Source organism: Pseudoxanthomonas sp. GM95 (assembly GCF_900109775.1).
Taxonomy (GTDB): domain Bacteria; phylum Pseudomonadota; class Gammaproteobacteria; order Xanthomonadales; family Xanthomonadaceae; genus Pseudoxanthomonas_A.
In genome coordinates, this window is record NZ_FOAX01000001.1 from 1,644,445 (window position 1) to 1,669,781 (window position 25,337).

Consider the following 25,337-nt stretch of genomic DNA (forward strand, 5'->3'; position numbering starts at 1 on the left):
CTTAGCTCTGTGTGCTCAGCATGAAGTTTGCCATTGCCCCGAAGAACAATTCGCCCGCTATGGGTCGGATGCTGCCACGCCGTGATTGGGACCGCTACCGAAAAGCGGCGGAAGCTCGTTGAAGCGAACTTTGAGCCTGCCGCCTTTGCTACAACTAATTAATTGGCACAACAAACGGTCCCGCAGGACGTTCGGAGCCGTCATACAGGTTCAAGATCGGGCTGTCTGCCCATGCATAGCGCACGGTTGTCGCCTCCCTACTGCCATCCAGGCTTAGCCGCACGATGTCGCCCTCAATAGCGGCATGTGGGTAACGACATTCTTTCAGGCCTTGGTCGCACAACTCAAACCCCAGTACATCCTGACCCCCAAGAGCCGCCAGCGCACCTTCGATACCGCCAAATCGAACGAGCACATCATCACCTTCGCGACGTGCCTGCAGCGGCACCGGACCAGTTGGAGATGCGCGCACGCGATAGACCTGTGCGAGGGCCGCGAGCGCGGCGCGTCGGCCAACCTCCTGCTTGTTGGCAGGATGGATGTCACCATGCTCTCCAAGATCGATCGTAACGGCTAACGCCGCGTGCTGGTCCTGAGCGACCAAGCGGCGCTGTTCCTCACGCAGCGTGGCCCACGCGCTTTGCCCGGGCGCAGTAGCCGCCGGGCCATATCCAGCCAGCTGGACGACCACAAGCGGAAGATCCGCACCGAAGTGCGCGCGAAAGTCATCACGCCAGGTGGCGAGGCGCGCGCCATAGCGCTCGGGCTCGTGCGTATTCGACTCGCCCTGATACCACAGCGCTCCCCGCAAGCCGTAACCGGCAAGTGGCGCAATCATTCCGTTGTAGAGCGTGCCCAGCCCGTAAGCGGACATCCAGGGTGCTGCTGGTGGCATGCCGATCGCCTCTGGCTCGGGGCGTACCTGCCAGGCCTTTTCCAAAGGCAAGCGCACTCCATCGGCGAGCACCAAGGCGCGGCTGGCGACGTCAGATCCGTTAAGGCCGCCCTGACGATAGGTATTGAGGACATTGACGACGATTGTGTTGGAACCGGCGTGCAAGATCCCCGGCGCCACGGCGTAGCGACGCTGGACGGCAGAGCCATAAGTTGTGCCGACCCCGTGGCCGTTCACCCATGTCGTATCGATTTCGTCAGCTCGTCCCAGCTCAAGCACGCCACCTTGCAGTGCCTGCGACGCGCTGAGTTCGACCGTTGTTCGGAACCAGATCAAGCCGACGTGGTCGGCAAGCGCAGGTGCGACCCACCGCGAAGAAGGATGCGTCGGGCTCCAGTCTCCAGCGGCATCAGGCGACCAGGGCGGACGCACTTCTCCGGAGGTCTGATGCTTGCGCCACCACCTCTCCCACATCGCAGCCCACGGCTGGATGGCCGCGTCAGGATCCCGGGCGTGCGTTTCCTGCAAAGCCAGTTCAGCATTGAGCCCGCCGGCGCGGCGAAGCGCCGATTGGCTCGTCCAGGCCTCGATGCGTGAGCCATTCCACGAAGCACTGATGAGCCCTAAGGGGACTTCAAGATCTCGTCGTAGTGACTTGGCGAAATACCAACACACCGCCGAGAACGACCGCACGGTATCTGGAGTCGCCTCAGACCAGGCGGCCGCCGATGAAAATGCCTGATTCGGACTATCGGCGCTGCTTTTTGGGACCCGCAGCAAGCGGATCTTCGAGTCGAAAGCATTGGCGATTTCGGCATTGGCATCCAGCGCTCGCTCTACTGGAAATTCCATGTTGGACTGCCCGCCACATAGCCACACGTCCCCGACAAGTACATCGTCCACGCGTTGATGTCGCTGGCCGGCTTGAACTTCCAGGGTGAAGGGCCCGCCTGCAGCTAGCGCCGGTAGGGTTGCCTTCCAGGCGCCGCTCTTTGATGCCAGTGCACTGGTTTCATGACCGGCGAGGGTCACGGAAATCCGTGCGCCCGGAGATGCGATGCCCCAGACCAGGATCGGCTGATCGCGCTGCAGAACCGCATGATCGGCGAAGGGCGCCCCGAGCAGCTGTGCAGCCAGCGCTGGCTGAGAAGCCACCGTGATCAACAGTGCCAATGAGGTCGCCACGAGTCGGATAAACCGACTCATGGCTGGATGACGAAGAGGCCGCCCGACCCTGGATTTGCCGCCAATGCCTGTGGCGAAAGCCGGGCCCGCGCGGTGGTGACGAACAGGCGTCCGCCTTGGTCGAAACACAGGCTCCCGACATGGTGGGCTGGCACAGGGATTGAGCGTAGCAAGGCGCCGTTGGCGGCAAGCTCAATCACAGCATCCCCGCCCCACATCGCAACCCAAAGCCTTCCATCCGGGGACATCGCCATCCCATCCGGCTTGCCGGGAATGCCCAAAAAATCAGTGATGACGCGCGGTTCGCCCAGGATGCCGAGCTTGATGTCCGCGTCATAGGCCAGCAGCGTGCGGGAGAGCGTGTCGATCACAAACAGCGTGTGGCCATCGGCAGAGAATGCCATTCCGTTGGCGACACCCAGCCCATCTGCCACCCGTCTTGCCGGCTGGTCGACCGAAGGGGCGTAGAACATCGCGCCCCGGCCGGCCAACAGGCCGCGATGCATCGAGCCGGCCCATAGTCCACCGGCTCCATCAACAACCAGGTCGTTGAGGCGGCACCCTGGGCCGACTTCGATGTGCGGCCCCGAATGGATGGTTCCGTCCACATCCAGGCGCACGAAGTGCTCCTCGCCATTGCCGACCAGTCCGCCGTTGGACAGTCCCAGGGCCCATACCGGCTCGGACAGAGCCATCGTGTGGCAATGCTGGCCGTCCCAGCGCAGCAGCGCTGGCCGGGTCGGATCGACCCACAGCACATCGCCATCCACGATCAAGGGCGATTCGCCGACCATGGTTTGGGGATTGCAGACAAGAGATGCCGCTGATGAGGCGCGCCGTTGGATCGCCTCAATCCAGCCCAAAGCCCGTTTACCGACCTCTTCAGGCGTACGGCCGGGCTTGTATAAGTCCGATCCGATCCCGACCCCGCACACCCCTGACTGCCATAGGGCGCCCAGGTCCTTGGGCGTCGCTCCGCCGACGGCCAATACCTTCACGCCTGCAGGTAGCACTGCAGACAGCGCTGCCAACCGCGGCGCTGCGTCATGCGCGGGAAATGCCTTGAGATGACGCGCGCCCGCGGCAAGGGCGGTAAAGGCCTCGCTCGGCGTGGAAAAGCCTGGCAATGACACCATGCCGTGCGCCACGCTCGCTGCGATCACTGCAGGATCGGCGTTGGGTGAAACGATGAAGGCACAGCCGACCTTCGACAGGCGCACGACCTCTTTTGCATCCATGACGGTGCCCGCGCCAATGAGCATGCGGCCTGCAAAATGGCTGGCCAACTTGGCGATCGTGTCGAACGGATCAGGCGAATTGAGCGGGACTTCAGCCAGCCGCACGCCGGCGTCAAACAGCGCCTGAACCACCTCAATGGCATCGTCTCCGCGAAGACCGCGGAGGATGGCAACCAGCGGAGCCTGCTCGAGGAACGCGTCGAACTGTTCAAGGTAATGGGAGGTCATGGCAAGACCGCCGCCTGATGCAGAGCTAGAAAGCCACGAACGACCGCGCCTTGCGACGGAGAAGGCTTGCCCTGCCCGCCCAGCACCGACAGTGCGCGGGCATAGAGTTCGCAGACCGGTGCGGCGCCGACCACGGTAAGCGGCTCACCGACCACCTGTGGCCAAAGTGCTTGCGCGTCGGCCAGTTCTGCACCGATCAAGAGGCCACGCAGCCAGGAGGCGCCGTCGCTTCGAGGCAGATTGCCACGAATGACCCGCGCGCGCGCGCCGAAAAGCTGGCTCCCCAGGCCCATTCCCGCGTGCCCCGCGCGCACGCCGCCATCGAACACTTCGCCCTGCACTGCCGGACCATCCACCACAGACGCCAGCAGACCTGCTGCGGTCAATCGGTCGAAGATCTCGCCAGACATGGCGGTAAGGAACTCCAGCACCGCCCCCTCTTGCAACCGGACCCACTTGCTATGGGTTCCCGGCAGGACCACCAGACCATCGGCGGGTACCGAGCCTGTTGCCATCAGCCCGAGGAGTTCTGTCTCCTCTCCTCGCATGATGTCCGGAGCGCCATCAGCGGCACGGCGGCAGGCCAGGCCTGGCACGATCGCGACCGCCACGCTTCCGATCTGGACATGATGCAGCTGCCTGGCCAAACCCGCCGGGGTCGCCGGGCACTCCAGGTAGCCAGCATCGCTCCAGCCGATGTTCGACCCAACCATGCCACAGGCGTAGACCTGTCCGGCCTGGGGCCAGCGCGATGCCAGCTCCTCGACCATCAGCTGCATCTGCGCCCGATCCAGGCCCGCGATACCGCGCGGCTGCTCGACCTTGTCGAGCACCTGGCCATCAGCGTCGATGAGGAATGCGCGGAAGTTGGTGCTGCCCCAATTGATTCCCACAATAGGGGCGTTGGCGTGATCCCTCATCGGCGCGTCACTCCCGCGCCACCATCGAGAGGGAAGACGCCCCCGGTGATCCAGCCGCTTCGTGGCGATGCCAGGAACAGCGCCAACTCCGCAGCATCTTGCGACGTGCCCAATCGGCCCAGTGGATGTCGCTCCACGTTGCGCGCCCGCGCATGCTCGGGATCGTCTGCCCTGGCAAAGGATGCCTGCAGCATCGGCGTATCGACCGATGCCGGCGCCATGCAGTTGACGCGAATGCCTTCCGGGGCAAATTCCAGCGCCGCGGTGCGTGCCACTTCTTCCAGTGCCGCCTTGGACGCCGCATAGGCCGCCAGGGTTGGCGTGGCAAAACGCGCGTTGATCGAAGACACCAGCACGATGCTGCCACCTCGAAGACGCATGTCGGGGACCACTGCGCGCATGACCCGAAGCGCGCCAAGGACGTTGACCGAATAGGTGTCTATCCAGAGCGCATCATCGTGATCCAATGTGCCGCCGGAGGGACAGATGCCTGCGCAGTGGACCACCGCATCGAATGGACCTAGTGCTTTAACCAGTTGGTCGATGGCAGCGCCTACCGCATTGGCATCACGCAGGTCCGCCTGGGCCGAAGCATCTGCATCTTCAACGACGGCCAGGTCCAGCGCGGCGACCTTGGCCCCGTCGCCCTTCAATCGCGACACCACCGCGCTGCCAATTCCACTGGCGGCGCCTGTGACAAGTGCGACCATTCCCTGCATCGAGCCTTCGCTCATGTTCCCAACGTCCTTTTCAATGCGGCTTCAGAATCGGTAGGTCAGCAGCGCTTTGTAGGAACGCCCGAAGACCACATTGGTCCGCAGCCCTTCCTCAAAGCCATCGTAGGTGCGCTGTTCGCTGTCCAACAGGTTGTTGCCTTCCAGCTTGAGCGACAACGCATCGGTGAAATCGTAGCTGACACTGGCCGACAGATCCTTGTAGGTATCGTTGTAGATGCCGGTGGCCGCTGCCGACAAACCGACCAGATACTCGTCGCGCCAGTTGTAGGCCACGCGCGCACCGAAGGGCCCGTTCTCGTAATAGCCAATCAGGTTGACGTTGTTCTTGGACAGGCCAGGAAAGGTCAGTGCATTGCCGTTGACATCCTGGATCGGGGTTTCCGAATCGATCCAGGTATAGGTCGCGACCATGCCAAAGCCTTCGAGCATGCCGGTGAACGGCACCTGCGCCAGGAGCTCGGCGCCACGCACCGTGGCGCTGTCGCCGTTGACCTTCCGCAGCACCAGATAGTTGGTGTTGTTGTAAGTCTCGGCGCTCTGCTGCTGCACGATGAACGTCGACACGTCCTTGTAGAACAGGCCTGCGGACAACATGCCCTGGCCACCGTAGTACCACTCCAGCGACAGGTCGTACTGGGTTGCCTTGAACGGATCCAGATCCGGGGCGCCACCAGTGCCGGTGCCTGGTGAGATCTGCACGCCGTTGGTGTCGAACACGGCATTGTTATTGAGCGTCACGCCGTTGTTGAGGTCTTCGGTATTGGGAAATGCCACGACCTTGGCCGCGCCGCCTCGCAGGACCCAGGTATCGGAGAGCTGCAGCTTGGCCACGCCCGACGGGAGGAACTCACGGTCAGTGCGACGGAAGGTGGACGGCTGGGCCATACCGGCAGCATTGAGGAGGTTGCCGCGGGATTCCAGATCCCGGTCAACCATGCGCACGCCAACGTTGCCCGAAAAACCCATGTCACCCAGCGTGGTGTCCCAGTTGAGCTTGGTATAGGCCTCCAGGAAGTCCTCATCCACGCCAAAGGTCGCGGCATAGGCCAGCGCGTTGTTGCGCGGATCCAGGCATTGTGCGTTCTGCGAGATCGCCGGGATCGTGGTGAAGGTGCCGCATCCGCCGAACTGGGCGCGATAGGCTCCCAGATAGGAGCGCGGTAAGCCGGCAAACTCACCCGGCAGGAAGTCATTGTTGCTGTAGACCCGCAGGTAATCCGCAAGCTGGGTGGCGGGGATGCCACCAGCAGGACGGATATCGGCGCGCAGCGGGTTCTGCTCGCTTTCCATGCGGTTGAAGCGCGCGCCGAAGTCCAGGGAGGTGAAAGCGCCCTGATCGAAGTTCAGGCTCCAGTCGGTGCGCAGCGCCTTGCTGTCTGTTTCTGCGCGCCAGTCGTTGTCGAACATGATGGTCATGCGCCACTGCGCAGGATCGGTCACATCGATGCCACTGACATTGAAGCTGCCAAAGCTGCCGCTGCGCAGGTCGAAGTCGGTGATCGAGGTCAGGCCCGCCATCGGCGCCAGGCGCATGTAACGCTGGTGATAGCTCGCCGTGGACTTGGCCCAGTTGCCTTCCACGCTGCCATCCAGGTGGTCACCCACGCGGAACTTGGCGCGCAGCGCCGAGGACCAGGTATCTGAGTCGACATCGGCCACTTCGGTGTTGAGCAGGACCGTGCCGGTAGAGCGTCCGGCCAGCAGGATGTTGTGATCGGAGTAGACCGCATTGCTCAGGCCCGCAGCCGGATTGAAGGCGACCCAATAGCGATCGCGCTCGGCTTGCTGGCGTGCGTAAAAGGTATCTGCAGTGATCTCGACTCCATCGGCTGGTCGCCACTGCAGGACCGCACTGACGCCGGTCTTCTTGCGATCGTCGTCGATATTCTGGGCACGCATGTCGGTACTGCCAAAGCGCGTGGCACCGGTCGCATCGGTGTACTTGGCGTAACCGGAGAAGGTATCCAGGCCCTGTTGCACGACCTCGCGCTGACCGTAGGTGGCGGAGATCAAGGCGCCGAACGTGCGGTCCTCGTTGCGCGCACTCAACAGGCCGAAGGCGTTGCTGCCCACGTCCTTGGAAAGTTCGTCGTAGGTGCCCGCCAGGCTCACCACGTTCTGGTTGACGTCGCCGTCCAGTGGCATGCGCGTGTTGATGTCGATGATGCCGCCAAGCCCGCCGGCGATCTGGTCGGAGCCCGCAAGCTTGGTCACCGACAGCCGCGAGATCAGCTCGGAGGGGACCAGCGACAGCAACCCATAGGTCGAGGTGGCCAATTGATCCAGGCCATTGCCGCCGCGGCCGGTGGCATCGACGATCTGCCGACCGTTGTAGAGCACGACGTTTTCCTTCAGGCCGCGCACCAGGATGTCGCTGCCCTCGCCCATGCCACGTTCGAGCTGGACGCCCGCCACACGCGCGAGCGATTCGGCAACGTTGGTATCGGGCAGCTTTCCTATGTCGTCGGCGACCACCGCATCGACAATCTGGGCCGAGTCCCGCTTGATGTCGCGCGCCGCCTCGAGGCTGCCGCGGATGCCTACCACGCTCACAGCATCCAGCGTCTTTGCACTCCCCTGCTCCCCAGCCTGCTCTATCGCAGGCTGTTCTTGCAGCGCCTGCTGTCCAGCTGGTTCCTGCGACACGGCCTGCGCCGATGCCACAACAGGTGCCAGCAAGCAGGCCCCGACGGCCATATACAAGGTCGAACGTCGAACATTACGCATGAGTTGGGCCCTCCCCCAAGTGTGGGACCCGGACTGGCTGGCTGCGATGGCCTAGCTACCCCGGGTCCAGCGCTATCCGTCAATCGCTGCTGCGCTGCGGCTTGGCAGCGTGTAGCTAATATAGCAATATGATTTCGCGATACACGCTGCACCGCAGCGAAGAACGCAGAATTAGCGAGGCCTCGGCGCCGCAAGGCTCGAAAGCTGTTGCTTCCTTTGACACATCAATCGCCGAGACCACGTGCATGGCTGAGCTGCAGGGTGTTTTCCCTATCCTCCCGACAATCTTCCACGCCGACGGCAGGGTCGACGAAGCCGGGACCTCCAATGTCTTTGAGTACCTGCTGGACTCTGGCGCGGCTGGTGTTGTCTTCCCGGGCCTGGCCAGTGAGTACGACATGCTGACGCCGCAGGAGCGCCTGGATCTGACGACCTGTCTTGGCAAATGGAACCGCGGACGCGTCCCGGTGATCATTGGCGCCAGCGCCAAGACCCTCGACCAGGCCGTGGCCTATGCCGTGGCTGGCTCGGAGATCGGGGCTGCCGCCGTCATGGTGCTGACCCCGCATGCACATGCCGGCGACCTGCCTGCCATGTCCACCTTCTTCAATGACCTGCACGCCCGCAGCGGCGTGCCGATCATGCTGCAGAACGCGCCCGCGCCGATGGGCATTGGCCTTGGCGTGGAAGAGGTGGTGTCCCTGGCGGCCAGCGTGCCCGGCATTGCCTACGTCAAGGAAGAGACCATGCCTTCGGGCCATCGCATCACCGCCCTGAGTCAGCGCACGGCCGGTTCGGTCCAGGCGGTGTTCGGCGGCGCAGGCGCGCGCTATGTGCTGGATGAGCTGACCCGCGGCGCGGTCGGCACCATGCCGGCCTGCGAGATCACAGAAGTGCACGTGGCGATGCTGGCCGCATGGGCCGCAGGCGAGCGCGAATATGCACGCGTGCTCTTCGAGCGCACCCTGCCCCTGTTGAGCATGCAGGCGATCTTCCGCTGGCGACTGACCAAGGCCGTGCTCAAGCGACGCGGGCTGATCGCCAGCGACCATGTCCGCGCGCCAGGCCCGGCCCTGGACGCCGATGACCAGCGTGAGCTGGATATCCTGCTCAGCCGCATTGCCGATCTGGTTCCGATGGATTCGGTGCCCGGCCGGACCAAGAGGCATCTCGCATGAGCCAGGTCACACAGGTCGAGACCTTCATCCTGACCATCCCGCGCACCACGCCCTACCTTGGGCCGCTGGGTCCGGGTGAGCGGGTCAATAGCCGCGGCTATCTGGTCCGAAAGGGGAACGGCACGCTCTACCCCACCGTCGACCGATCGGTCGTGGTCAGGGTCACTACCGAAGATGGCGCGGTTGGTTGGGGCGAGACCTATGGCATCTGCGCGCCGCGCGCGGTGTGCGAGCTCATCAACGACCTGCTTGCACCGGAATTGATTGGGCGCGATCCGGAAGATGTGGAGCAGATCTGGGATGACCTCTACGGGTTGATGCGTGTGCGTGGCTGCTTCGGCGGATTTCATGTCGATGCCATCGCCGCGCTCGATATCGCACTGTGGGACCTGCGCGCGCGTTCGCAGCGCGTCCCGCTTTGGACGCTACTGGGTGAGCGCCAGTACGAGGCGATCCCTGGCTACCTGTCCGGCCTGCCTGCCGCCACGCTCGAGGAAAAGGTCAGCATGGCGCGCGATTTCGCCGCCCAGGGCCACACCGCATTCAAGGTGCATGCAGTTGTCAGTCACGATGGCATCGTTGAAGAAATGGCCGCCCTGCGCCAGGCCCTTGGTCCAGATGCCGAGCTGATGGTCGACCTGCACTGGAAATTCAACTGCGAGCAGGCCCTGGCGCTGGCACATCAGCTGGCACCGCACCAGATGAAGTTCATTGAAGCCCCACTCAAGCCTGAGGATGTCGATGGCCTGATCGAGCTGGGACGCCGCAGTCCAGTCCCGGTGGCCGCCGGCGAGGAATGGCATACCGAGTACGAAGCGCGGCTACGCTTGTCGGGAAAGAGCCTGTCCTACATCCAACCAGAGATGGGGCACACCGGCGTCACCCAGTTCCTGCGCATCACCCGACTGGCGCACGCATACGGCGTACAGGTCGCACCTCATGCCACCATCGGTGGCGGGCTGTTCATGGCCGCCAGCTTGCATGCAACCACCGTCACGCCGGGTCTGTGGCGACACGAGTGGCAGCACTCGATCTTCTCCCGGTCACTGGAGATGCTCGATACCGACATGGCCTATCGCGACGGGCATTACCACCTGCCAACCGGCCATGGCCTGGGGGCCACGCCGGGCCCGGCCTTTTGGGATCACGCCGAAGCGATCGGCTGAGCCGGTCCGTCATAGACCAGTGACAGGGGCGAGCGCCGCGCCAGGCGCAGCGCCGTCCAGGCCAGCAACACCGCGATCGGATGCAGAAAGGCCATCAGCACGAAGGTCCGGTCAAACGCGTGTCCCGATACCAGCATGCCGATCACCTGAGCCGATAGCATTCCGCCCAGCGCGCTGCCGCAACCGATCAGTCCGGCCACAGATGCGATGTAACGCGTGGGGAAGATGTCCACCACCATCGAGGTCAGATTGATCTGGTAGACCAGATGGGCAAAGGTGACCAGGCAGGCCAGCGCGAAAAGCACCGGCACCGAAGGATGCAGCGTAATGAAGATGCCGACCGGCGCCACGATGGCGGCGCCCGTCATGCTGAGCAGGCGCGCGCGCACCGGGTTATGGCCTCGGCGTACCAGTGCACCAGAGATCGCGCCGCCGCCGACGCTACCGATGTCGGCAGTCACATACACAATCCAGGCAAGTGAGGCGACCGTGGCCAGGCTCATGCCGCGCACGTCTCCCAGGTACTTGGGGAACCAGAACAGGTAGAAGTACCAGACCGGATCGGCGACCGCGCGCGAGGCGACCAACGCCCATACGGCCGGCGTACGCGCGAGCTTTCCCCAGACACCTTTCATCGACGGCTTGGGCTGGGCCGCTTCCTGTGCCGACTGCTTTGGATAGGCGAACCACCAGGCCACGATCCAGGCCAGCCCGACCAGGCCGGTGATCCAGAACGCGCTGCGCCAGCCGTAGACCAGCGCGATGCCGCCGATCAATGGTGGCGCAATCGTGGCGCCAATCATTGCGCCTGCCGTGTACAGGCCGAGCGCCAACCCACGTTCGCGCGCGGGGAAATGCTCGGACACCACCTTGGTGCCCACTGTGTAGTTGCCGGGCTCGCCCAGGCCAAGCGCAAAACGCGCTGCGCCCAACTCCACCGAGCTGCGAACCAGGCCGGTTGCGATATTGGCCAGAGACCACCAGCCAATGAACAGCACCAGCGCGACCTTGGAGCCCAGCCAGTCGGTGACCCGTCCAGCCAGTACGTAGGCGAAGGCGTAGGCAAGAAGGAATACCTGTACGACCCGGGCGTACTCCAGGTCCGACATCTTCAAGTCGGCCTGGATGGTGGTCGCCAGGATCGAAAGCGCCTGCCGATCGAGGTAGTTGATCACCGTCGAGACGAACAAAAGGCTTAGGAGGAGCCAGCGCACCTTCCCTGACCGCCCACCCTCAACTCCCACAGCCATGCGTCTTCCTCCCGAAAGCGAGGATCGAACGTATTGCTATTTTAGCAACAAGTCAAACCGCACCGCGGCAGAGCTTTCAGCTGATTTCTTCGGCCGCCTGACCAAGTGCAGCAACCAGCTCGGCAGTGGCCGACTCGGGGATCCATCCAGACATGGCAATGCCGGCATGGACCGGATCGCCCATGGCGATGGCCACGATGTGATGGTCACGCTCATCGGCCACATGGACGCGGGCATAGCCCTGCGCGCGCGTCTTGGCCAGCGTCGCCAACAGCTGATCAATCCCTTCCGGGAACATGGGGATCTCGCGATCGGCATAAATCTCGCGCACCTCCTCGTCCGACAGCTGGGACAGCAGCACGATGCCGATTCCGCTGGTGGTGGCAGGCAACAGGCCAATGCGGCCCAGGCCACGAGCAGCCTCGATGCCTGGTGGCGCATGGAACAGATAGCTGACGCTGTCGTTCCAGAGCACACCCAGCGCAACGGTGTGACCGAACCGCCGCAAGTGCTCCAGCACGGGTAACGCGCGGCGAATCAGACCCGAGGCAAACAGGCTCTGCGCGGCCAGCACATGCATGCCTGGTCCAGGGGTGTACTTGCGATCGGCGGTCTGCCGCGCAATGCCCAGATAGGCCAGCGTCTTGAGCAGGCGGTTCACGCGCGTGGGATTGGCATCGAGCTGACGCGCAAGCTCGCGGCAGCCGATCGGCTCGGCAGACGAAGCCAGCGCCTGAAGCGTGGCGATCCCGTCGATCAGCGACTGGTTAGGCTGTGCATTGGGCTTGGTGCGCATCGGCGAAGCGTACTGGGACGACGAGGGTAATTCCACCTATAGCAACACTAGCAAAGAACCTTGGCCTGTAAGCACTCGCGTTGCCCCGCCTCCGAGTGCCCATGCACCTATGCGCCGTCATATCAGGTAATCGGCCTAATTCGCTTCTGGCCGGAAGGCAACCTTCAGTCGCTGCAACTTCCGCCGCCATCGCTGCTACCGCAGTCACTGCTGTCTACGCTTGAGTTTGAGAACTCGCCGCCATCAAACCCGATGGGACCATCACTCTGGCTCATCGGTTCGGGCTGCCGAGCCACGGCGCGCGAGAAAGCTCCGCAGATGATCGCCCCCAACACGGGGACCAGCCACACGAAGACCAGCATCAGAAAGCGCTGCGTCCCTGAAGCATCTTGAAGACGAAGCACCGCCACCGAAGCAACGATGTTCATCGATACCGCGATGAACAGAAGTGCGTATTCCATAGTCGTGGGCCGTGGGCTTCTTCGTCTTGATAGAAGATGTCATCAATTCATCAGCCTGAAGCCTGCCGGCGCTTCCTGCGGGGCGGCGGCGTCGCAGTGATACATATCGAGAAAGAGCACGGTCTTGTCAGATCCACACTCAACGCTGTAGCTGTCGACTGTGTGGTGATCCAACTCACCAGGCTTAATTTTCTCGCCTCCCATCGAGGACATCAGCGCATCAGCCATTGCGTCTTCGGAAAGATTGGGCGGCAGGTCCTGGCGCATCCCCACGCTGCCCAACCGTTTGAATTGCGGATGCGAGTCGTCCTTGCAGATCAGCCGGCCGAGGTAAGCACGCTCGCCTGCCGGATCGCAAACTTCAATGGAGCTCTCCTTCGTGCTACCTGGCGATACCGGCTGCTCCTGCGCGTGGAGCAGCTGGAGGCTGCCCAAGCTCAGCAGCGCGAGCATAGTCACGCGATACATGGGAACTTCCATGACTTTCCCCTGTGTTGGTTTTCTTAATCCATGAGGCAGTGTTTGGCGGCCTCGCTCTCTACGATAGATTCGGCATTGCGTACCGTCACGATGCGCTGCGGCATGGAGAACCATCGACGGCCAAGGACCCGGAAACTTTCGTCTCGCTTAAGGATGGCCATCACCTAGTGACTTGATTTCTCAAAGCCGGACTCCGGTTGATCCTATGCTTTGCGCTAAAGGGGGCGGCTCATTGAGCAGAAGCCCTGTTCTAGTTGGCCTGCGTCTTCACGGATATCGGTGGTACAAGCTCCGTGAGCCAAACGTCGGTATACCCGCGTCCGCGCCCGCCTGCGCAGAGCCTGCTCGGTGGTCCACTTTGATTTGGCTGGCCCGATAGGCGAAAAAAGCCCGGCCATCCTGGCCGGGCTCTTCCCCGCGGACAAAGGTCCGCGTAACCCTTACTGGCGAACGCTCAGCGTCACGCCCGCGTACTGCGAAGCACCCACCAGCTTGATGTAGTACGTGCCGGCCACAGGCGTGGCGATGCGCACGGTCTCGTTGTTTCCAGCGCGCGCCGACTTGGCGTCGTACACCGAAGTGCTCGGCGTCTTGCCGTAGCTCACGTAAACATCCACGTTGCCCGTGCCGCCCAGCGTGATGACGCTCAATGCCGCACCAGCGGTGGCCTTGAAGCTGTAGACGGTCTCAGATCCTGAGGTCCCGGACAGGTTGACCAGGTTCACCTTGTTCTCCACTGGCGTCACGCCCGTCTCGCAGTCGGCACTGTCGCTGTCGCAAGTGTCGCCACCGGACAGGGCGGACTGGATGGCGGCCACTGGGTCGACGATGCCGCTACCGATCGGCGTGCTGCTGGAGGGCGCAATCGGGAAGGCACGCGCGGTCTTCTTCAGCAGCGTTTCCAGGTCGGCCGGCGTCAGCGGCGCCTTGCCAGCGGCAATCAGGGCCGCCTGCACCAGCGCGGCGCTTGCAGAGACATGCGGGGTCGCCTGCGAGGTGCCTGCCATGCCCATGTAGGTGTAGCCGCCGGAGGTATTGGTGGTGGTGCCGTTATAGCCCTGCTGCCACACGTAGCCATTCGGGTTGCCCTCGGTGACCGCGCCACCCGGCGCAGCAACGTCAACCAGCGTGCCGTAGTTGGTGTACGAGCTCGACATCTGGCCCGAGTAGCCCGTGGACGCCACGGTCACTACGTTGTTGCAGCTGGAGGGCGAGTAGTTCTTGGTGTCCGCCGCGTTGTTGCCTGCGGCCACGACCACCAGGGTGCCATTGGCCACAGCCGCGTCGATCGCAGCCTGATACAGCGGACGCTCGGTACAGGCACCGCCCCCGCCCAGGCTCATGTTGATGATCTCGGCAGGGTTCTGGTTGTCCGGCACGCCCTCGACGTGACCACCCGAGGCCCAGACGATCGCATCGGCGATGTCATCCTCATAGCCACCACAATGCCCCAGAACGCGCACGGGCAGGATGGTGGCATCCGGCGCCAGACCCGCCATGCCGATGGTGTTGTTGGTGGCTTCGGCGATCGTGCCGGCCACGTGCGTGCCATGCCAGCTGCTCTGCTGTCCCTTCCAGCCGGTGGTGCACTGCTCGTCGGTGGTCCAGTCACCCTGGTCGATGGCACCCGCCACACGGTCGTCGGTGGCGCGGCCGGAGACTTCGGCATCGCTAATGAAGTCGTAGCCTTCCAGCAGGTTGACCGGATGGTCCGGGTGCAGCGGCAGGATGCCGGTATCCAGGACCGCCACGATCACGCCTGCGCCCTTGGTCGTATCCCACGCGGCGGGCGCATTGACGCCGCCGGCGCCGGACTTGAGCGTCCACTCGTAGTTGCCCCAATAGGCATCGTTCGGGTCGCTTGCCTGCGCATAGGCGCGGTGCGACACGTACGCAGTCTCCACCGTACTATCGGCGCGCAGCTTGGTCAGCAGCGTGGTCTGTTCTGCCGGACTGATCTGGCGAGAGAGCTGGATCACCTCGCCACCGATGGAGAGCGTGCGCAGGCGCCTGGCGGTCAGCGTTGTGGATGAAGCCGCACCGGCCACAGCGCGCGTGGCTGGCTGCAGGATGCCCGCACGGATCGCGGCACCGGTCACGGCGCTGAGCTTGCTCGCACTGCTGAGCGAGGCGCTCTTGTAGCGCACCACGATGCGGTCGGTGTCTTCGGACTGCTGCAGCGCCTGGTTGACGTTGAGCGGCTTGACCGCCAGCACGGTCTGGGCGGCATGGGCGGACGGATGGACCGCCAGCGCACACCCGGCGGCCAGGACCATGGCCGCCACGTTGTTGAGCTTGTTCACCTTATGGATTCCTTGGAAGTGGAAGACGCGCGCCCGCAAGGCGCGTGAGGGACAGCCGGTGCCCGCCCCCTGAGTCGGGCACGCGGAAGCAACAGGGGGCGGCACGCGCCCCCCCGAACAGGCATCACCAGCTGAAGCCGGCGCCCGCCATGACACTCTTCTCATCGCCGGAGAAGGCCCCGCCGAGCGAGACGCTGGCGCGGTTGCCGATCACCCGCTGGTAGCCGACCGCCAGGGCTTTCTGGCCACCCTGGCCACCGACACCCACGCCGACGCGGTTCTGTCCGGCCAGGCCTGCGGTGTTCATCGCCATGCCGGCGTAGGCACCGCTGATGGCCGACATCCGGTCGATCCGCTCATCCATCCCGTGCAGGCGCTGGTCGACGTCGCTCTTGAGCTTGCTGAAGTCGTCATTGAGCGCGCTGACCTGGCTGTCGGTGTAACCCTTGGCCGAGGTCAGGGTCTGGGTCGCGGTGGTGTCGGTGTAGGACTGCGCGCTGGCCAGGGTCTGCGCATCACCTGCATTGACCTGGGCCACGTTGGCCGCATCGGTATCTGCGGTGCCGGCCGCCACGTTGGTCACCTGGCGTTCGTTGCCGGCGCTGCCAACCGACACCGTGTTGGCACGATCGGCGATCGAGCCACTGCCCAGTGCCACAGCGTTGCTGGCGCTGGTGCTGGCGCCCTCGCCCACAGCAGTGCCACCGGTCGCAGTCACGCTGCTGTTGGCACCCACAGCGGTAGCATCGGTGGCCGCCGCGGCAATCGTGCTGCCAGCACCTACGGCCGTGCCACTATCGGCGGCCACCTGGGCGCCACTGCCCACGGCCGTATCGGTGGGATCGGTCGCCAAGCTGTCCGTGCCGACGGAGGTGCCCTTGCCTCTGCCGGCCGCCACACCGGTTGGCGTCTGCTCGACGGTGGTCACGCGGCTATCGATCGCACTGACGGCCGAGTCCAGGGCGGTGAGCGCATCGCCAACGCTGAAGTAGCTGTCACCAGCGACCACGTAACTGGTGCCGCTCAGCACGCCATTGTTGAGGTAAGTCCCGCCACCGAGCGCCTGGGCCAGGCTGCCTAGTGCGTTGTAGAACTGGCCACCGTTGACGGCCTGCAGGCTACCGGCACTGATCACGCCGCCGGCCACGTTATCCAGCGTTGTGCCATTGGCCCCGGCAAAGCTCACCTGATCCTTGGTGTCGTCGTCGTAGGTCACCGCGCTGTCGGCAACCGCGCCGACATTGGCGGTCACCTGCTTGAGCTGCGCCAGGTTTACCGCGTCGGTGTCTTGGGTACCGGCGGCCACGTTGGTGATCTGGCGTTCGCTGCCGACACTGCCGACCGAGATCGTGTTGTCGCGGTCGGCGACCGAGCCCGAGCCAAGCGCCACGCTGTCGGCGCCCTGCGCATCGCTCCCATAGCCCAGCGCCACGCTGCTGGTTCCTGCCGCCTCGCTTTCGGTGCCCAACGCCAGCGCGTCCGATCCATCGGCGGTGGCATACCAGCCCATGGCCAGCGTGTAGTCCCCATTGGCGGCCGAGCGGTAGCCCGCGGCCACTGCATAGGCACCATCAGCCTCGCTCAGGGCGCCCAGCGAGGTGCTGTAGTCGCCATAGGCCACCGCCCCGCCGCCGAATGCACTGGCCGCAACACCATTGGCCTGCGTGGCGGCATAGCGGCCGAGGCGATAGACCGCACCGCCCACGGCCGTGCTGCCGATCCCTTCTGCCAAGGCACCTGCACCAACCGCAGCAGAGTGACTGCCCAGCGCCTGGGTCGAGTTGCCTGCAGCCAAGGCGTTGGCTCCATCAGCGCGCGCGTTGGAACCCAGGGCCGAAGACCACTGGCCAGAGGCGGTGCTGAGCTGGCCCACGGCTGTGGCATAGGTGTTCTCGGCGCTGGCCTGATAGCCCACCGCGGTTGCCTTGGACGCAGCGACCGTCTCGGCACCGACAGCGGTGGCGTAGTCGGCCGAGGCGGTGGCCAGATAGCCCAGTGCGACCGATTCCGCACCGGCGGCATACGCCCTCACCCCGAAAGCCGCCGCATTGGCCGCCATCGCGGTGCTGTCTAGTCCCACTGCGGTGGCGCCATCTGCGAAGGCGGTGGCGCCACTGCCGTATGCCGTCGCCCCACTACCGATCGCGTTGCTGGCTTCACCGGCTGCGGTCGCGTCCTCACCTTCGGCATAGGCTCCGGCAGCGCTGCTCTCGCCCCCGGTCGCAGTGAAATAGGTGCTGGTGGCATTGGCCTGCTCAGCCACGGCGTTGAGCTGGCCGACGTTCACCGCATCGGTATCGGCGGTGCCGGCCGCCACGTTGGTGATCTGGCGCTCGGCACCGGCACTGCCGACCGAGATCGTGTTGTCACGATCGGCGATCGAGTTGGAACCCAAGGCAACACTATCTGCGCCATCGGCTTCACTGTAGAAGCCCAGGGCCATGCTGTTGTCGCCGTTTGCCAGTGACACCGAGCCCAATGCAACGCTCTGCAGGCCATTGGCGATCGCCTCCTCACCCAGCGCGGTCGCGTAGTCGGCGTTGGTCTTGGACAGATAACCGACGCTCGTGCTGTTCAAGCCGGTCGCAGATGCACGCGTTCCCAGCGCCGTGCTGTAGTCGTCGAACGCATTGGTGCCCGCGCCCACAGCGGTCGAACCGGTGCCCAATGCTTGCGAGGCGCGGTAAAAGCGACCGATCAAGATCGCCCCGCCCAACGCAGTACTGCCCTGCCCTTGGGCGAGCGTTCCTGCACCCACCGACACGGCATGGTCGGCCAAAGCCTTGGCGAAGTTGCCCATGGCCAGCGCACCGTTGCCATCCACCGTGCTTGAGGCGCCAAAAGCCGCCGCGTACTGGCCGCTCGCCGTGGCGCCATTGCCCACGGCTGTGGACTGCAGTCCTTCGGCATCGGCGTTGGCACCGACCGCCGTGGCCTGGTCTGCTGTTGCCAGGGCTGAGGATCCCAGCGCCGTCGAGGCTGCACCGGCCGCTGTTGCATTGGCGCCGACGGCTGCGGCTTGCTCGGCTGCGGCCTGCGCGGCCGTGCCGATGGCGATCGCGTTGGTCGCCATGGCCGTGCTGTCCAGGCCGACGGCCGTGGCGCCGTCGGCAAAAGCGGTCGCACCGCTACCGAAAGCCGACGCTCCGACACCGATGGCGTTGCTCGCCTCACCTGCCGCGGTGGCGTCTTCACCTTCGGCGTAGGCGCCGGCATCACTGCTCTCCCCGCCCTTGGCGGTGAAGTAGTCCGAGGTCTGCTTCAACTGAGCCAGGTTGACCGCATCGGTTGCTTCGGTGCCTGCGGCCACGTTGGTGATCTGGCGTTCGGCACCCGCGCTGCCGACCGAGACGGTGTTGTCCCGATCCGCGATCGAGTTGGAGCCCAGCGCAACACTATCTGCGCCATCGGCTTCGCTGTAGAAGCCAAGCGCCATGCTGTTGTCGGCCGTGGCCAATGACAGCGAGCCCAGCGCCACGCTCTGCAGGCCATTGGCGATCGACTCCTCGCCCAACGCGGTGGCGTAGTCGGCATTGGTCTTGGCCAGGAAACCGACCGCGGTGGTGTTCAGTCCCGTGGCCGCAGCGCGCGTGCCCAGGGCGGTGCTGTAGTCGTCGAACGCATTGGTTCCGGCACCTACCGCGGTTGCACCGGTGCCCAGGGCCTGCGAGGCCCGATAGAAACGACCGATCAGGATGGCGCCGCCCAGCGCGGTGCTGCCCTGACCTTCTGCCAGGGTGCCGGCGCCCACCGAGACGGCATGGTCGGCCAGCGCCTTGGCGAAGTTGCCCATGGCCAGCGCGCCATTGCCGTCGACCATGCTCGAGGTGCCGAAGGCGGCGGCGTACTGACCGCTGGCCGATGCACCGTTGCCTACCGCGGTGGATTGCACACCTTCGGCATCGGCGTTGGCTCCGATGGCGGTGGACTGATCGGCCGCCGCAGTGGCCGAGGCCCCCAGCGCGGTCGAAGCCTGACCGGCTGCTGTGGCACTGGCGCCCAGCGCGGCAGCCTGCTCGGCAATGGCCTGAGCGGCCGTGCCGACCGCGACGGCATTGGCCGCCATGGCGGTGCTGTCCAGGCCGATGGCCGTGGCGCCGTCGGCAAAGGCGGTGGCGCCGCTACCGAAAGCCGACGCGCCCTCGCCGATCGCATTGCTGGCCTCGCCCGCCGCAGTGGCATCCTCGCCTTCTGCATAAGCACCGGCATCGCTGCTCTTGCCACCGGTCGCCGTGAAGTAAGTGGCCGGATCAGCTTGGGTCACCTGGGCCACCGACGCGCGCTGCTGGGGCGTCCCAGGTTCGTCCGCCATGGCAGGACCGGCGGCGACCACCGTGGCCAGGACCACCGCTTCCAGCAGGCGCGGCGCGTGCCCTTTGCCCCTGGCCTTGGCCAGCTCCGAAGCCACACACACGCCGCGCACGGCGTCCCATACCTTGCGGTAGATACGATTCATAGTCAGTCCGAACCCATTGGAATGTCAGTGCATGGCCGGCGTGCGCACCTGCCTTGTGGCGGTGGCAGCGGGCCTCCCCATGGTTGAGCGACTGTCCAGGAGGACCGTCAGCGCAACCGTGACTGAACCCTGTCACGCCGGTCACATGGCGTCATTCCAACTTCTTGACGATTTAATTGCTGGAGGATTTCTCTTTTCTGATCAGCGTGTTGCGGAGCGATTACAGCGTGTCTGGATGGAACGTGATGGCATCGGAGGGGATGGCGCGCTCCCCGGCCAGCGCCTTGGCACGCTGCAGGGAGGCCTGCCAGGACTCGCGTTCACCCAGGCGTCCATAGATCCTGGCCTGCAGGATCGACAGATCGAAATCCTGATCGGCCCAAGGCATGACCTGTCCCAGCAGTCCGGCAGCCTGGCTGGTGCGACCGTGCAGCATCAGCCAGTCGGCATAGCCGCTCACCGCCTCCTTGAGGTCGCGTGGAATGCCTTGCTCGCCGGCGTGGCGCAGGGCGTCGTGGTACATCGCATCGGCCTTGACCGGATCGCCCTGGCGACCGGCCTCCAGCAGTGCCAGCGAGAGTCCGCCACCGCTGCCTGCCGCACGATCGGCCAGTGGCGCCGGCTGTCCTAGCTGGCGCCACAGCCCTAACCGATGCACCCGCTGCCAGGTCCGCAGCACCGCGGACTGGTCCGGCGGCCAACTGCCGAGTGTCTGATCAAAGGTCTGGAGGCGTGAGGCCGTATTCGCCTGGTCACGCGTGAGCTCGATAGACATCACCGCGCGCCGGCGTGCCTCGCTGGGCGGCAAGGCGGCGAGCTCAGGATCAGCCAGCACGGCGCTGGCCTCATGCAGTCGCCCGTTGGCAGCGAGGGCTTCGGCACGCGCCAGCCGCATGCTCGCGCGCAAAGCCGGGTCATGCAGATGCGGGACCAGCGCCCAGCTCTGATCGCTGATGGCCAAGGCCTGGGCTGGCTGCAGCAACTGGAGGTCCACGGCTTGGGTCAGGTTGAGCACGCTGGCCAGTTCGTTGAGCGCCCCCAGCTGGCGCAACTCCTGCGCACCGTGTCGGTAGTAGTCCAAGGCCTGCTGCGGCAGGCCGCGCAACAGCTGGATGGAACCCACCGCCAGTTCCACCCGCGCAACCGCCAGGGCGTCGCCCGACTGGAGCAGCTGCACCCGGGCCCGGCCAAAGTCTTCCAGGGCCTCGTCCAACTGGTGCTGCGCCATGCGGGTATTGCCCCGACCCAGCAAGGCATCCCCCAACTCGTTCGGCGAGCCGGTCGGTTGCAGGGTGGCGATGGCCTGCTCGTACTCGCTCTCCGCCTCGGGGTAGCGGCCCAGGCGTGCCAGCACTGCGCCCCGCAGTAACTGCAGGCGTCCCAAAAACAGCGGGTCTCGCCGGGTCAGTGGATCCTGGCGGAGTGCATCGACGCTGGCCAGGACCTGCGGATAGCGGCCCTCGCGGAAATCCACCGTCGCCAGCCGATAGCGCAACAGCGGCTGCGCGCGCTGCAGCTCCGGTGCTTCGGACAGCACACGCCTGGCGGTGTCGAACTCGTTGGCCAACATGGCCGCCTGCGCGCGCTGCAGGCGCTCGGCCAGGCCCGGATCCTCATCGCCGGCATGCTTCGGGGGCAGATGGCCAAGCGCCGCCAGTAGTCGATCGCCGGCCAGGCGCGCGGTGGACAGGACATTGCTCCCGCTGGCCTGGACGTGGTGCATCAGCCCTTGGGCATCCTGCGCCCGCCAGTGCACCGTCCACTGGCCTGACGACCCTTCCACCTGGCCCTGCACGATCCAGCCTGCCCCGGACTGGCGTCTGAGCTGCGCTTGCTCAGGCTCGGCTTTGCCGGCATGCAGTGCGGCGCCAAGCAGACTCAGCGTGCTGTCGCTTGAGACGACGGGCAGGCCGGACTGGCGTAGCCGGTTGGCGAGATCATCCATAAGCCCCAGGCGAACCCAGGCCTGGTCATCGTCGCCGCCCGCCTGGACAGGCAAAACCAGCAAGGGGTTCACGGCTCTGGCTTGCGGGGTTGAGGGGGTTGAGTTCGCCACGGTGGTTTGTGGAAGTGATTGGCGCCACAACGCGACACCGGCGACCAACGCCATCGCCAGGCCTGCTCCTATGGCAACCAGGGTGATGAGGCGGCGACTGGCACCCGGTGAACGCGGGTTGGCCATGGCCTGGGCAACCGGCGGCTCGGGTTCGGCATTGTCTAGCCTTGCATCGTCAGCAGACTCAAACGCTGGAGCGGCGGCGACTGAAGCTTCGACCAGGCCGGTTGCTTGCGGAGCCGGTGCAGGCACCACTTCCAAAGCAACGCCGGCGACCCAGCGAAATCCATAACGCGGAACCGTGCGGATAGTTTGCTGTTCCTGGCCGTCATCGCCAACGGCGCGCCTGCTTCGCAGAATCACCTGCGCCAGCTGCGCATCGGAGACGTCCTGTCGCGCGAACACTGCCAGGGCCAGCTCGTCACGGTCCACGGCGCGATCGTGGTGTTCGATCAGATGGATCAGGCACTCAAAGACCCGCGCGGGAAGCGCCACGGGTTCCAGATCTTTTGAGAGCTCGCGCTTGGCTGTATCCAGCAGATAGGGGCCGAAGCGATACCGCGCAGCGCCCATCACAACTCCGGCGCGACGCGGCGCCCGGTGCAAGGCGCAGTCCAGCGCCCAGTCCCGCGCATTACCCCATTCCCAATTCCATTGGATTGATCCTCCGGCGGCGCGGGTGTGGCCAGGATTCCAGCCATTAGCGCCACTCGTGTTCTGACGAGCCCGCGTGTAGCGCGGTTCCCGCCACGACATCCCCCATTGCTATCCACGAACGCCACGCTTCAAAAAGAGTGAATCCGATCATATAAAAGCGCCGACAGGACTGCTTGAACAGCCTGCCATCGGTCATGGGGACCGCGGGTGGAGCTTTGGAGATGCCGCCTCGTTTGTGAGGGTTGGATTGCAGTTGCAGAGGTGCCGGGTATTGGCCCGAAGCGGCCTTCTTAGTGCTTACCTGAAGGGTGTGCCGATCTCAGTCAGGGAAGCAAAGCCTTCTAGTTGTTGAAGGCGGTCAGGCCCAGACACTTACACTGCAATATTCGATTGCCGATCGATCGCTTACCTACTTCGCATCCAAGCGAAGATCTTCTCGCCGGTCGCGCTTGCGCCCACCCCTATGCCATAGGCCAAAAGATCTTGCGGGTGGAACCCGGAGCCAAGTACCAGGTGGCCAGGCGTGGTGCGGCGTACGTCCATGAGCTATGGCAGCTGATAGAGCTGAAAGAACTCAATCGCAAACGAGAACCCGAGGGCAAGCATCGCCAGCCAGCCCGTAGACCATCATCGGAAAAGCGCGCCGAAGATCAGGAAAAACATCGGTGCCTAGAGGGCATCACCGGGATACTTGCCGAACTCAGATGGCAGCAGAGCCGCATTTCGCCTGGACGCGAGGCCGAGTGCGATCACAGGGACAACAAGCACAGGGACAACAAGCGCCGCGTAAAGCCAACGCTTGCGGAAATGTCTGGGCAACGCAGCCGTGTAATACACTAATGAGATATTTAACTATCCTTCGAAAAACCAGATTGAGCTTAAATGGGATATTTAAGTATCCCTTCAAGCCAGTCAGGGGAGCTTGAATGGGATATTTAAGTATCTTATCTTCGTGCCATGGAAAGCTATCTCGAACTGCACGCGAATGGGATCTGGCACCGCGCCGGCACGGTGACGGTTCGGGATCGGCTTGTCTTCTTCGACCACGACCCCCTCTTCGTATTCGAGACCGCGGCCAACACCGGACCAGTCAGCATTTGCGTTGAGCCTGACGCTCAGCTTCGCCGTAGCAATCTGATTGGCGAAATAACGCCGCTGGCTTTCCTCTGGGATCTGGTCCCTCAGGGTGAGGGGCGGAAGTATGTCGCCGAGGCACTGGCCATCTCGCCTGCAGATCCTTTAAACGACCTTATTCTGGCTGCGCACGGTGCTTACGCACCCATCGGCCGGCTGAGGCTGAGCAAGGCTGTCCGCTTCTACGAAGAGCAGACCGAGGGTGCAGTGGTCGCAGGGTTCGATAGAGACAACATCTTCGCGCAGCCAGAAGCCTTCCGCGAACAACTGGCGCTGTACAACATGCTCACCGCCGGCACACCGGGGGTACAGGGTGTGGCCCCGAAGTTCCTGCTATCCCGGGACGAGGATGGGCTTTACTACGCCGATGCCGCTTTGAGCGACGAGCGCGCTGTGTCCCATTGGATGCTGAAGTACCCGCGCGGGAGAAGTGCGTTGGATCTATCGATCCTGCGACACGAGGCGATCTACCTGCAAGCCGCAGCGGCCTGTGGCCTGCGAACGATTGTAGATGTCGAGTTCCGGGAGGGCATGCTGCTGCTGAGCCGATTCGACAGGCAGGTACGTGAGGGCAAGGTCGTGCGGCTGCATCAGGAAACTTTGTCTGCCCTTTGCGGTCAGACGGGATTCGGTACGGGTGCATCGCTGTTTGAGCTGACGCAGCGTCTGGCCCAGGTCGCCACTGACCCTGCGGTCACGGTGACCGATTTCCTGTGCCGCGATGTGCTCAATCAAGTGCTCGGCAACACCGACAATCACCTTCGCAACACCTCGGTGCAGCGACTTGAAGACGGAACCATTCAACTGACACCGATCTACGACCTGAGCCCCATGTATCGGGATCCGGAGATTGTGGTACGCAGCAGCAACTGGAAGATCGGTGCCAATACGGTCACCGCCGACTGGGATGTCATCTTCGGACAGCTGGATCTGCCAGAGGCAGTCAAGGGAATTGCCGCCAGGGAGCTACGGCGCTTTGGTGAAGAGCAGTTGCCAGGCGTGATCGATCACCTGATGTCGATGGATGCCGATTCCGAAATCGTAGAGCGCTGCAGGCGTCATGCAGAACAACAGATCAGCCAGATCCAGAGGATGACGGGCCATGCCAATTCGTGATGCGGAAAGCTTTCGCCAGCTTCGCGACGCTTTGTCAGAGGACATTGAGGCAGGCCGCCTGGATATCCCTGAGGCAGTCAGGCGCATGCGCAATGTGACCGGCATGACGCAGGTTGAATTTGCCAAGAAGCTTGGGATTGCTGAATTGACGCTCAAGCAGATTGAACGTGGCAAGGGTAATCCCACCCTTGCCACGCTCCAGTCTTTGGGAAAGATCTTCGGGCTGTCTGTGGGCTTTGTAAAGATGCCTGCTAAGTCAGCGATTTAGCCAAACTCTTTGGCGATACTGCACTGCGTAATCGCTAAGCCACTGAATCTGCATTCCGGATCAGGAAAATATCTTCATCAGTCATG

The 25,337-nt window shown here is 64.1% G+C and carries 16 protein-coding genes; 4 read left to right on the top strand and 12 right to left on the bottom strand.

What is annotated here, in order from left to right; all coding sequences use genetic code 11:
- Window positions 1-154: 154 nt before the first annotated feature.
- Genes BMZ17_RS07650 through BMZ17_RS07670 form a run of 5 tightly spaced genes read right to left on the bottom strand, consistent with a single transcriptional unit; the run spans window position 155 to window position 7,930 of the window.
- Entirely contained in the window at window positions 155-2,101 is a 1,947-nt protein-coding gene (locus tag BMZ17_RS07650; RefSeq protein WP_093137796.1) for a sialate O-acetylesterase, read from the bottom strand.
- Window positions 2,098-3,546 carry a 2-dehydro-3-deoxy-6-phosphogalactonate aldolase gene (locus BMZ17_RS07655; RefSeq protein ID WP_093137798.1) on the bottom strand — a complete coding sequence of 483 codons (1,449 nt, stop codon included), beginning with the start codon at window positions 3,544-3,546 and terminating at the stop codon, window positions 2,098-2,100. Before BMZ17_RS07655 ends, BMZ17_RS07650 begins: the two co-directional genes overlap by 4 nt.
- Complete coding sequence (locus tag BMZ17_RS07660) at window positions 3,543-4,466, bottom strand: 2-dehydro-3-deoxygalactonokinase (RefSeq protein ID WP_093137800.1); 924 nt, start codon at window positions 4,464-4,466, stop codon at window positions 3,543-3,545. The genes BMZ17_RS07655 and BMZ17_RS07660 overlap by 4 nt, the downstream gene beginning before the upstream one ends.
- A complete protein-coding gene (locus tag BMZ17_RS07665) occupies window positions 4,463-5,200 on the bottom strand; it encodes an SDR family NAD(P)-dependent oxidoreductase (RefSeq protein WP_093137802.1) in 738 nt (245 codons plus the stop codon). Before BMZ17_RS07665 ends, BMZ17_RS07660 begins: the two co-directional genes overlap by 4 nt.
- 27 nt (window positions 5,201-5,227) lie before the next feature.
- Window positions 5,228-7,930, bottom strand: a complete 2,703-nt coding sequence (locus BMZ17_RS07670; RefSeq protein WP_093137805.1) for a TonB-dependent receptor — start codon at window positions 7,928-7,930, stop codon at window positions 5,228-5,230.
- Between the two features lie 245 nt (window positions 7,931-8,175).
- Here BMZ17_RS07670 and BMZ17_RS07675 point away from each other — a divergent pair, with 245 nt between their 5' ends.
- Window positions 8,176-9,108, top strand: a complete 933-nt coding sequence (locus tag BMZ17_RS07675; RefSeq protein WP_093137807.1) for a dihydrodipicolinate synthase family protein — start codon at window positions 8,176-8,178, stop codon at window positions 9,106-9,108.
- Complete coding sequence (locus BMZ17_RS07680) at window positions 9,105-10,274, top strand: mandelate racemase/muconate lactonizing enzyme family protein (protein ID WP_093137809.1); 1,170 nt, start codon at window positions 9,105-9,107, stop codon at window positions 10,272-10,274. The genes BMZ17_RS07675 and BMZ17_RS07680 overlap by 4 nt, the downstream gene beginning before the upstream one ends.
- On the opposite strand, the gene BMZ17_RS07685 is transcribed toward BMZ17_RS07680, so the two are convergent.
- From BMZ17_RS07685 to BMZ17_RS07715, 7 genes are all read right to left on the bottom strand, one after another.
- Complete coding sequence (locus tag BMZ17_RS07685) at window positions 10,253-11,488, bottom strand: MFS transporter (protein ID WP_217645740.1); 1,236 nt, start codon at window positions 11,486-11,488, stop codon at window positions 10,253-10,255. The two genes, BMZ17_RS07680 and BMZ17_RS07685, sit on opposite strands and share 22 nt — an antisense overlap.
- Before the next feature lie 112 nt (window positions 11,489-11,600).
- The gene (locus tag BMZ17_RS07690; RefSeq protein ID WP_093137813.1) at window positions 11,601-12,320 is read right to left on the bottom strand and encodes an IclR family transcriptional regulator; all 720 of its coding nucleotides are present in this window, start codon (window positions 12,318-12,320) and stop codon (window positions 11,601-11,603) included.
- A gap of 164 nt (window positions 12,321-12,484) precedes the next feature.
- On the bottom strand, window positions 12,485-12,781 hold the full coding sequence (locus BMZ17_RS07695) for a hypothetical protein (RefSeq protein WP_093137815.1): 297 nt from the start codon (window positions 12,779-12,781) through the stop codon (window positions 12,485-12,487).
- Window positions 12,782-12,823: 42 nt separating this feature from the next.
- Window positions 12,824-13,249 (bottom strand): hypothetical protein, encoded by a 426-nt coding sequence (locus tag BMZ17_RS07700; RefSeq protein ID WP_139202825.1) that lies wholly within the window; start codon window positions 13,247-13,249, stop codon window positions 12,824-12,826.
- A 452-nt stretch (window positions 13,250-13,701) separates the two neighbouring features.
- On the bottom strand, window positions 13,702-15,537 hold the full coding sequence (locus BMZ17_RS07705; RefSeq protein WP_093138106.1) for a S8 family peptidase: 1,836 nt from the start codon (window positions 15,535-15,537) through the stop codon (window positions 13,702-13,704).
- A 151-nt stretch (window positions 15,538-15,688) separates the two neighbouring features.
- Window positions 15,689-20,020: a YadA-like family protein gene (locus BMZ17_RS07710; RefSeq protein WP_093137819.1), complete on the bottom strand. Its 4,332-nt coding sequence runs from the start codon at window positions 20,018-20,020 to the stop codon at window positions 15,689-15,691.
- Window positions 20,021-20,240: 220 nt separating this feature from the next.
- Window positions 20,241-22,649, bottom strand: coding sequence for a winged helix-turn-helix domain-containing protein (locus BMZ17_RS07715; RefSeq protein WP_175485502.1), 2,409 nt, complete (start codon window positions 22,647-22,649; stop codon window positions 20,241-20,243).
- Between the two features lie 1,041 nt (window positions 22,650-23,690).
- Here BMZ17_RS07715 and BMZ17_RS07720 point away from each other — a divergent pair.
- Together BMZ17_RS07720 and BMZ17_RS07725 are read left to right on the top strand one after the other, a co-directional pair.
- Window positions 23,691-24,983, top strand: a complete 1,293-nt coding sequence (locus tag BMZ17_RS07720) for a type II toxin-antitoxin system HipA family toxin (RefSeq protein ID WP_093137823.1) — start codon at window positions 23,691-23,693, stop codon at window positions 24,981-24,983.
- On the top strand, window positions 24,970-25,251 hold the full coding sequence (locus tag BMZ17_RS07725) for a helix-turn-helix transcriptional regulator (protein WP_093137825.1): 282 nt from the start codon (window positions 24,970-24,972) through the stop codon (window positions 25,249-25,251). The genes BMZ17_RS07720 and BMZ17_RS07725 overlap by 14 nt, the downstream gene beginning before the upstream one ends.
- The last annotated feature ends 86 nt before the right edge of the window (window positions 25,252-25,337 follow it).

Excerpts from the sequence above, each read along its gene's own strand:
- BMZ17_RS07650 (WP_093137796.1), bottom strand. The coding sequence starts at position 2,101 with ATGAGTCGGTTTATCCGACTCGTGGCGACCTCATTGGCACTGTTGATC.
- BMZ17_RS07655 (WP_093137798.1), bottom strand. The coding sequence starts at position 3,546 with ATGACCTCCCATTACCTTGAACAGTTCGACGCGTTCCTCGAGCAGGCT.
- BMZ17_RS07660 (WP_093137800.1), bottom strand. The coding sequence starts at position 4,466 with ATGAGGGATCACGCCAACGCCCCTATTGTGGGAATCAATTGGGGCAGC.
- BMZ17_RS07665 (WP_093137802.1), bottom strand. The coding sequence starts at position 5,200 with ATGAGCGAAGGCTCGATGCAGGGAATGGTCGCACTTGTCACAGGCGCC.
- BMZ17_RS07670 (WP_093137805.1), bottom strand. The coding sequence starts at position 7,930 with ATGCGTAATGTTCGACGTTCGACCTTGTATATGGCCGTCGGGGCCTGC.
- BMZ17_RS07675 (WP_093137807.1), top strand. The coding sequence starts at position 8,176 with ATGGCTGAGCTGCAGGGTGTTTTCCCTATCCTCCCGACAATCTTCCAC.
- BMZ17_RS07680 (WP_093137809.1), top strand. The coding sequence starts at position 9,105 with ATGAGCCAGGTCACACAGGTCGAGACCTTCATCCTGACCATCCCGCGC.
- BMZ17_RS07690 (WP_093137813.1), bottom strand. The coding sequence starts at position 12,320 with ATGCGCACCAAGCCCAATGCACAGCCTAACCAGTCGCTGATCGACGGG.
- BMZ17_RS07695 (WP_093137815.1), bottom strand. The coding sequence starts at position 12,781 with ATGGAATACGCACTTCTGTTCATCGCGGTATCGATGAACATCGTTGCT.
- BMZ17_RS07700 (WP_139202825.1), bottom strand. The coding sequence starts at position 13,249 with ATGTATCGCGTGACTATGCTCGCGCTGCTGAGCTTGGGCAGCCTCCAG.
- BMZ17_RS07705 (WP_093138106.1), bottom strand. The coding sequence starts at position 15,537 with ATGGTCCTGGCCGCCGGGTGTGCGCTGGCGGTCCATCCGTCCGCCCAT.
- BMZ17_RS07710 (WP_093137819.1), bottom strand. The coding sequence starts at position 20,020 with ATGAATCGTATCTACCGCAAGGTATGGGACGCCGTGCGCGGCGTGTGT.
- BMZ17_RS07715 (WP_175485502.1), bottom strand. The coding sequence starts at position 22,649 with ATGGGCGCTGCGCGGTATCGCTTCGGCCCCTATCTGCTGGATACAGCC.
- BMZ17_RS07720 (WP_093137823.1), top strand. The coding sequence starts at position 23,691 with ATGGAAAGCTATCTCGAACTGCACGCGAATGGGATCTGGCACCGCGCC.
- BMZ17_RS07725 (WP_093137825.1), top strand. The coding sequence starts at position 24,970 with ATGCCAATTCGTGATGCGGAAAGCTTTCGCCAGCTTCGCGACGCTTTG.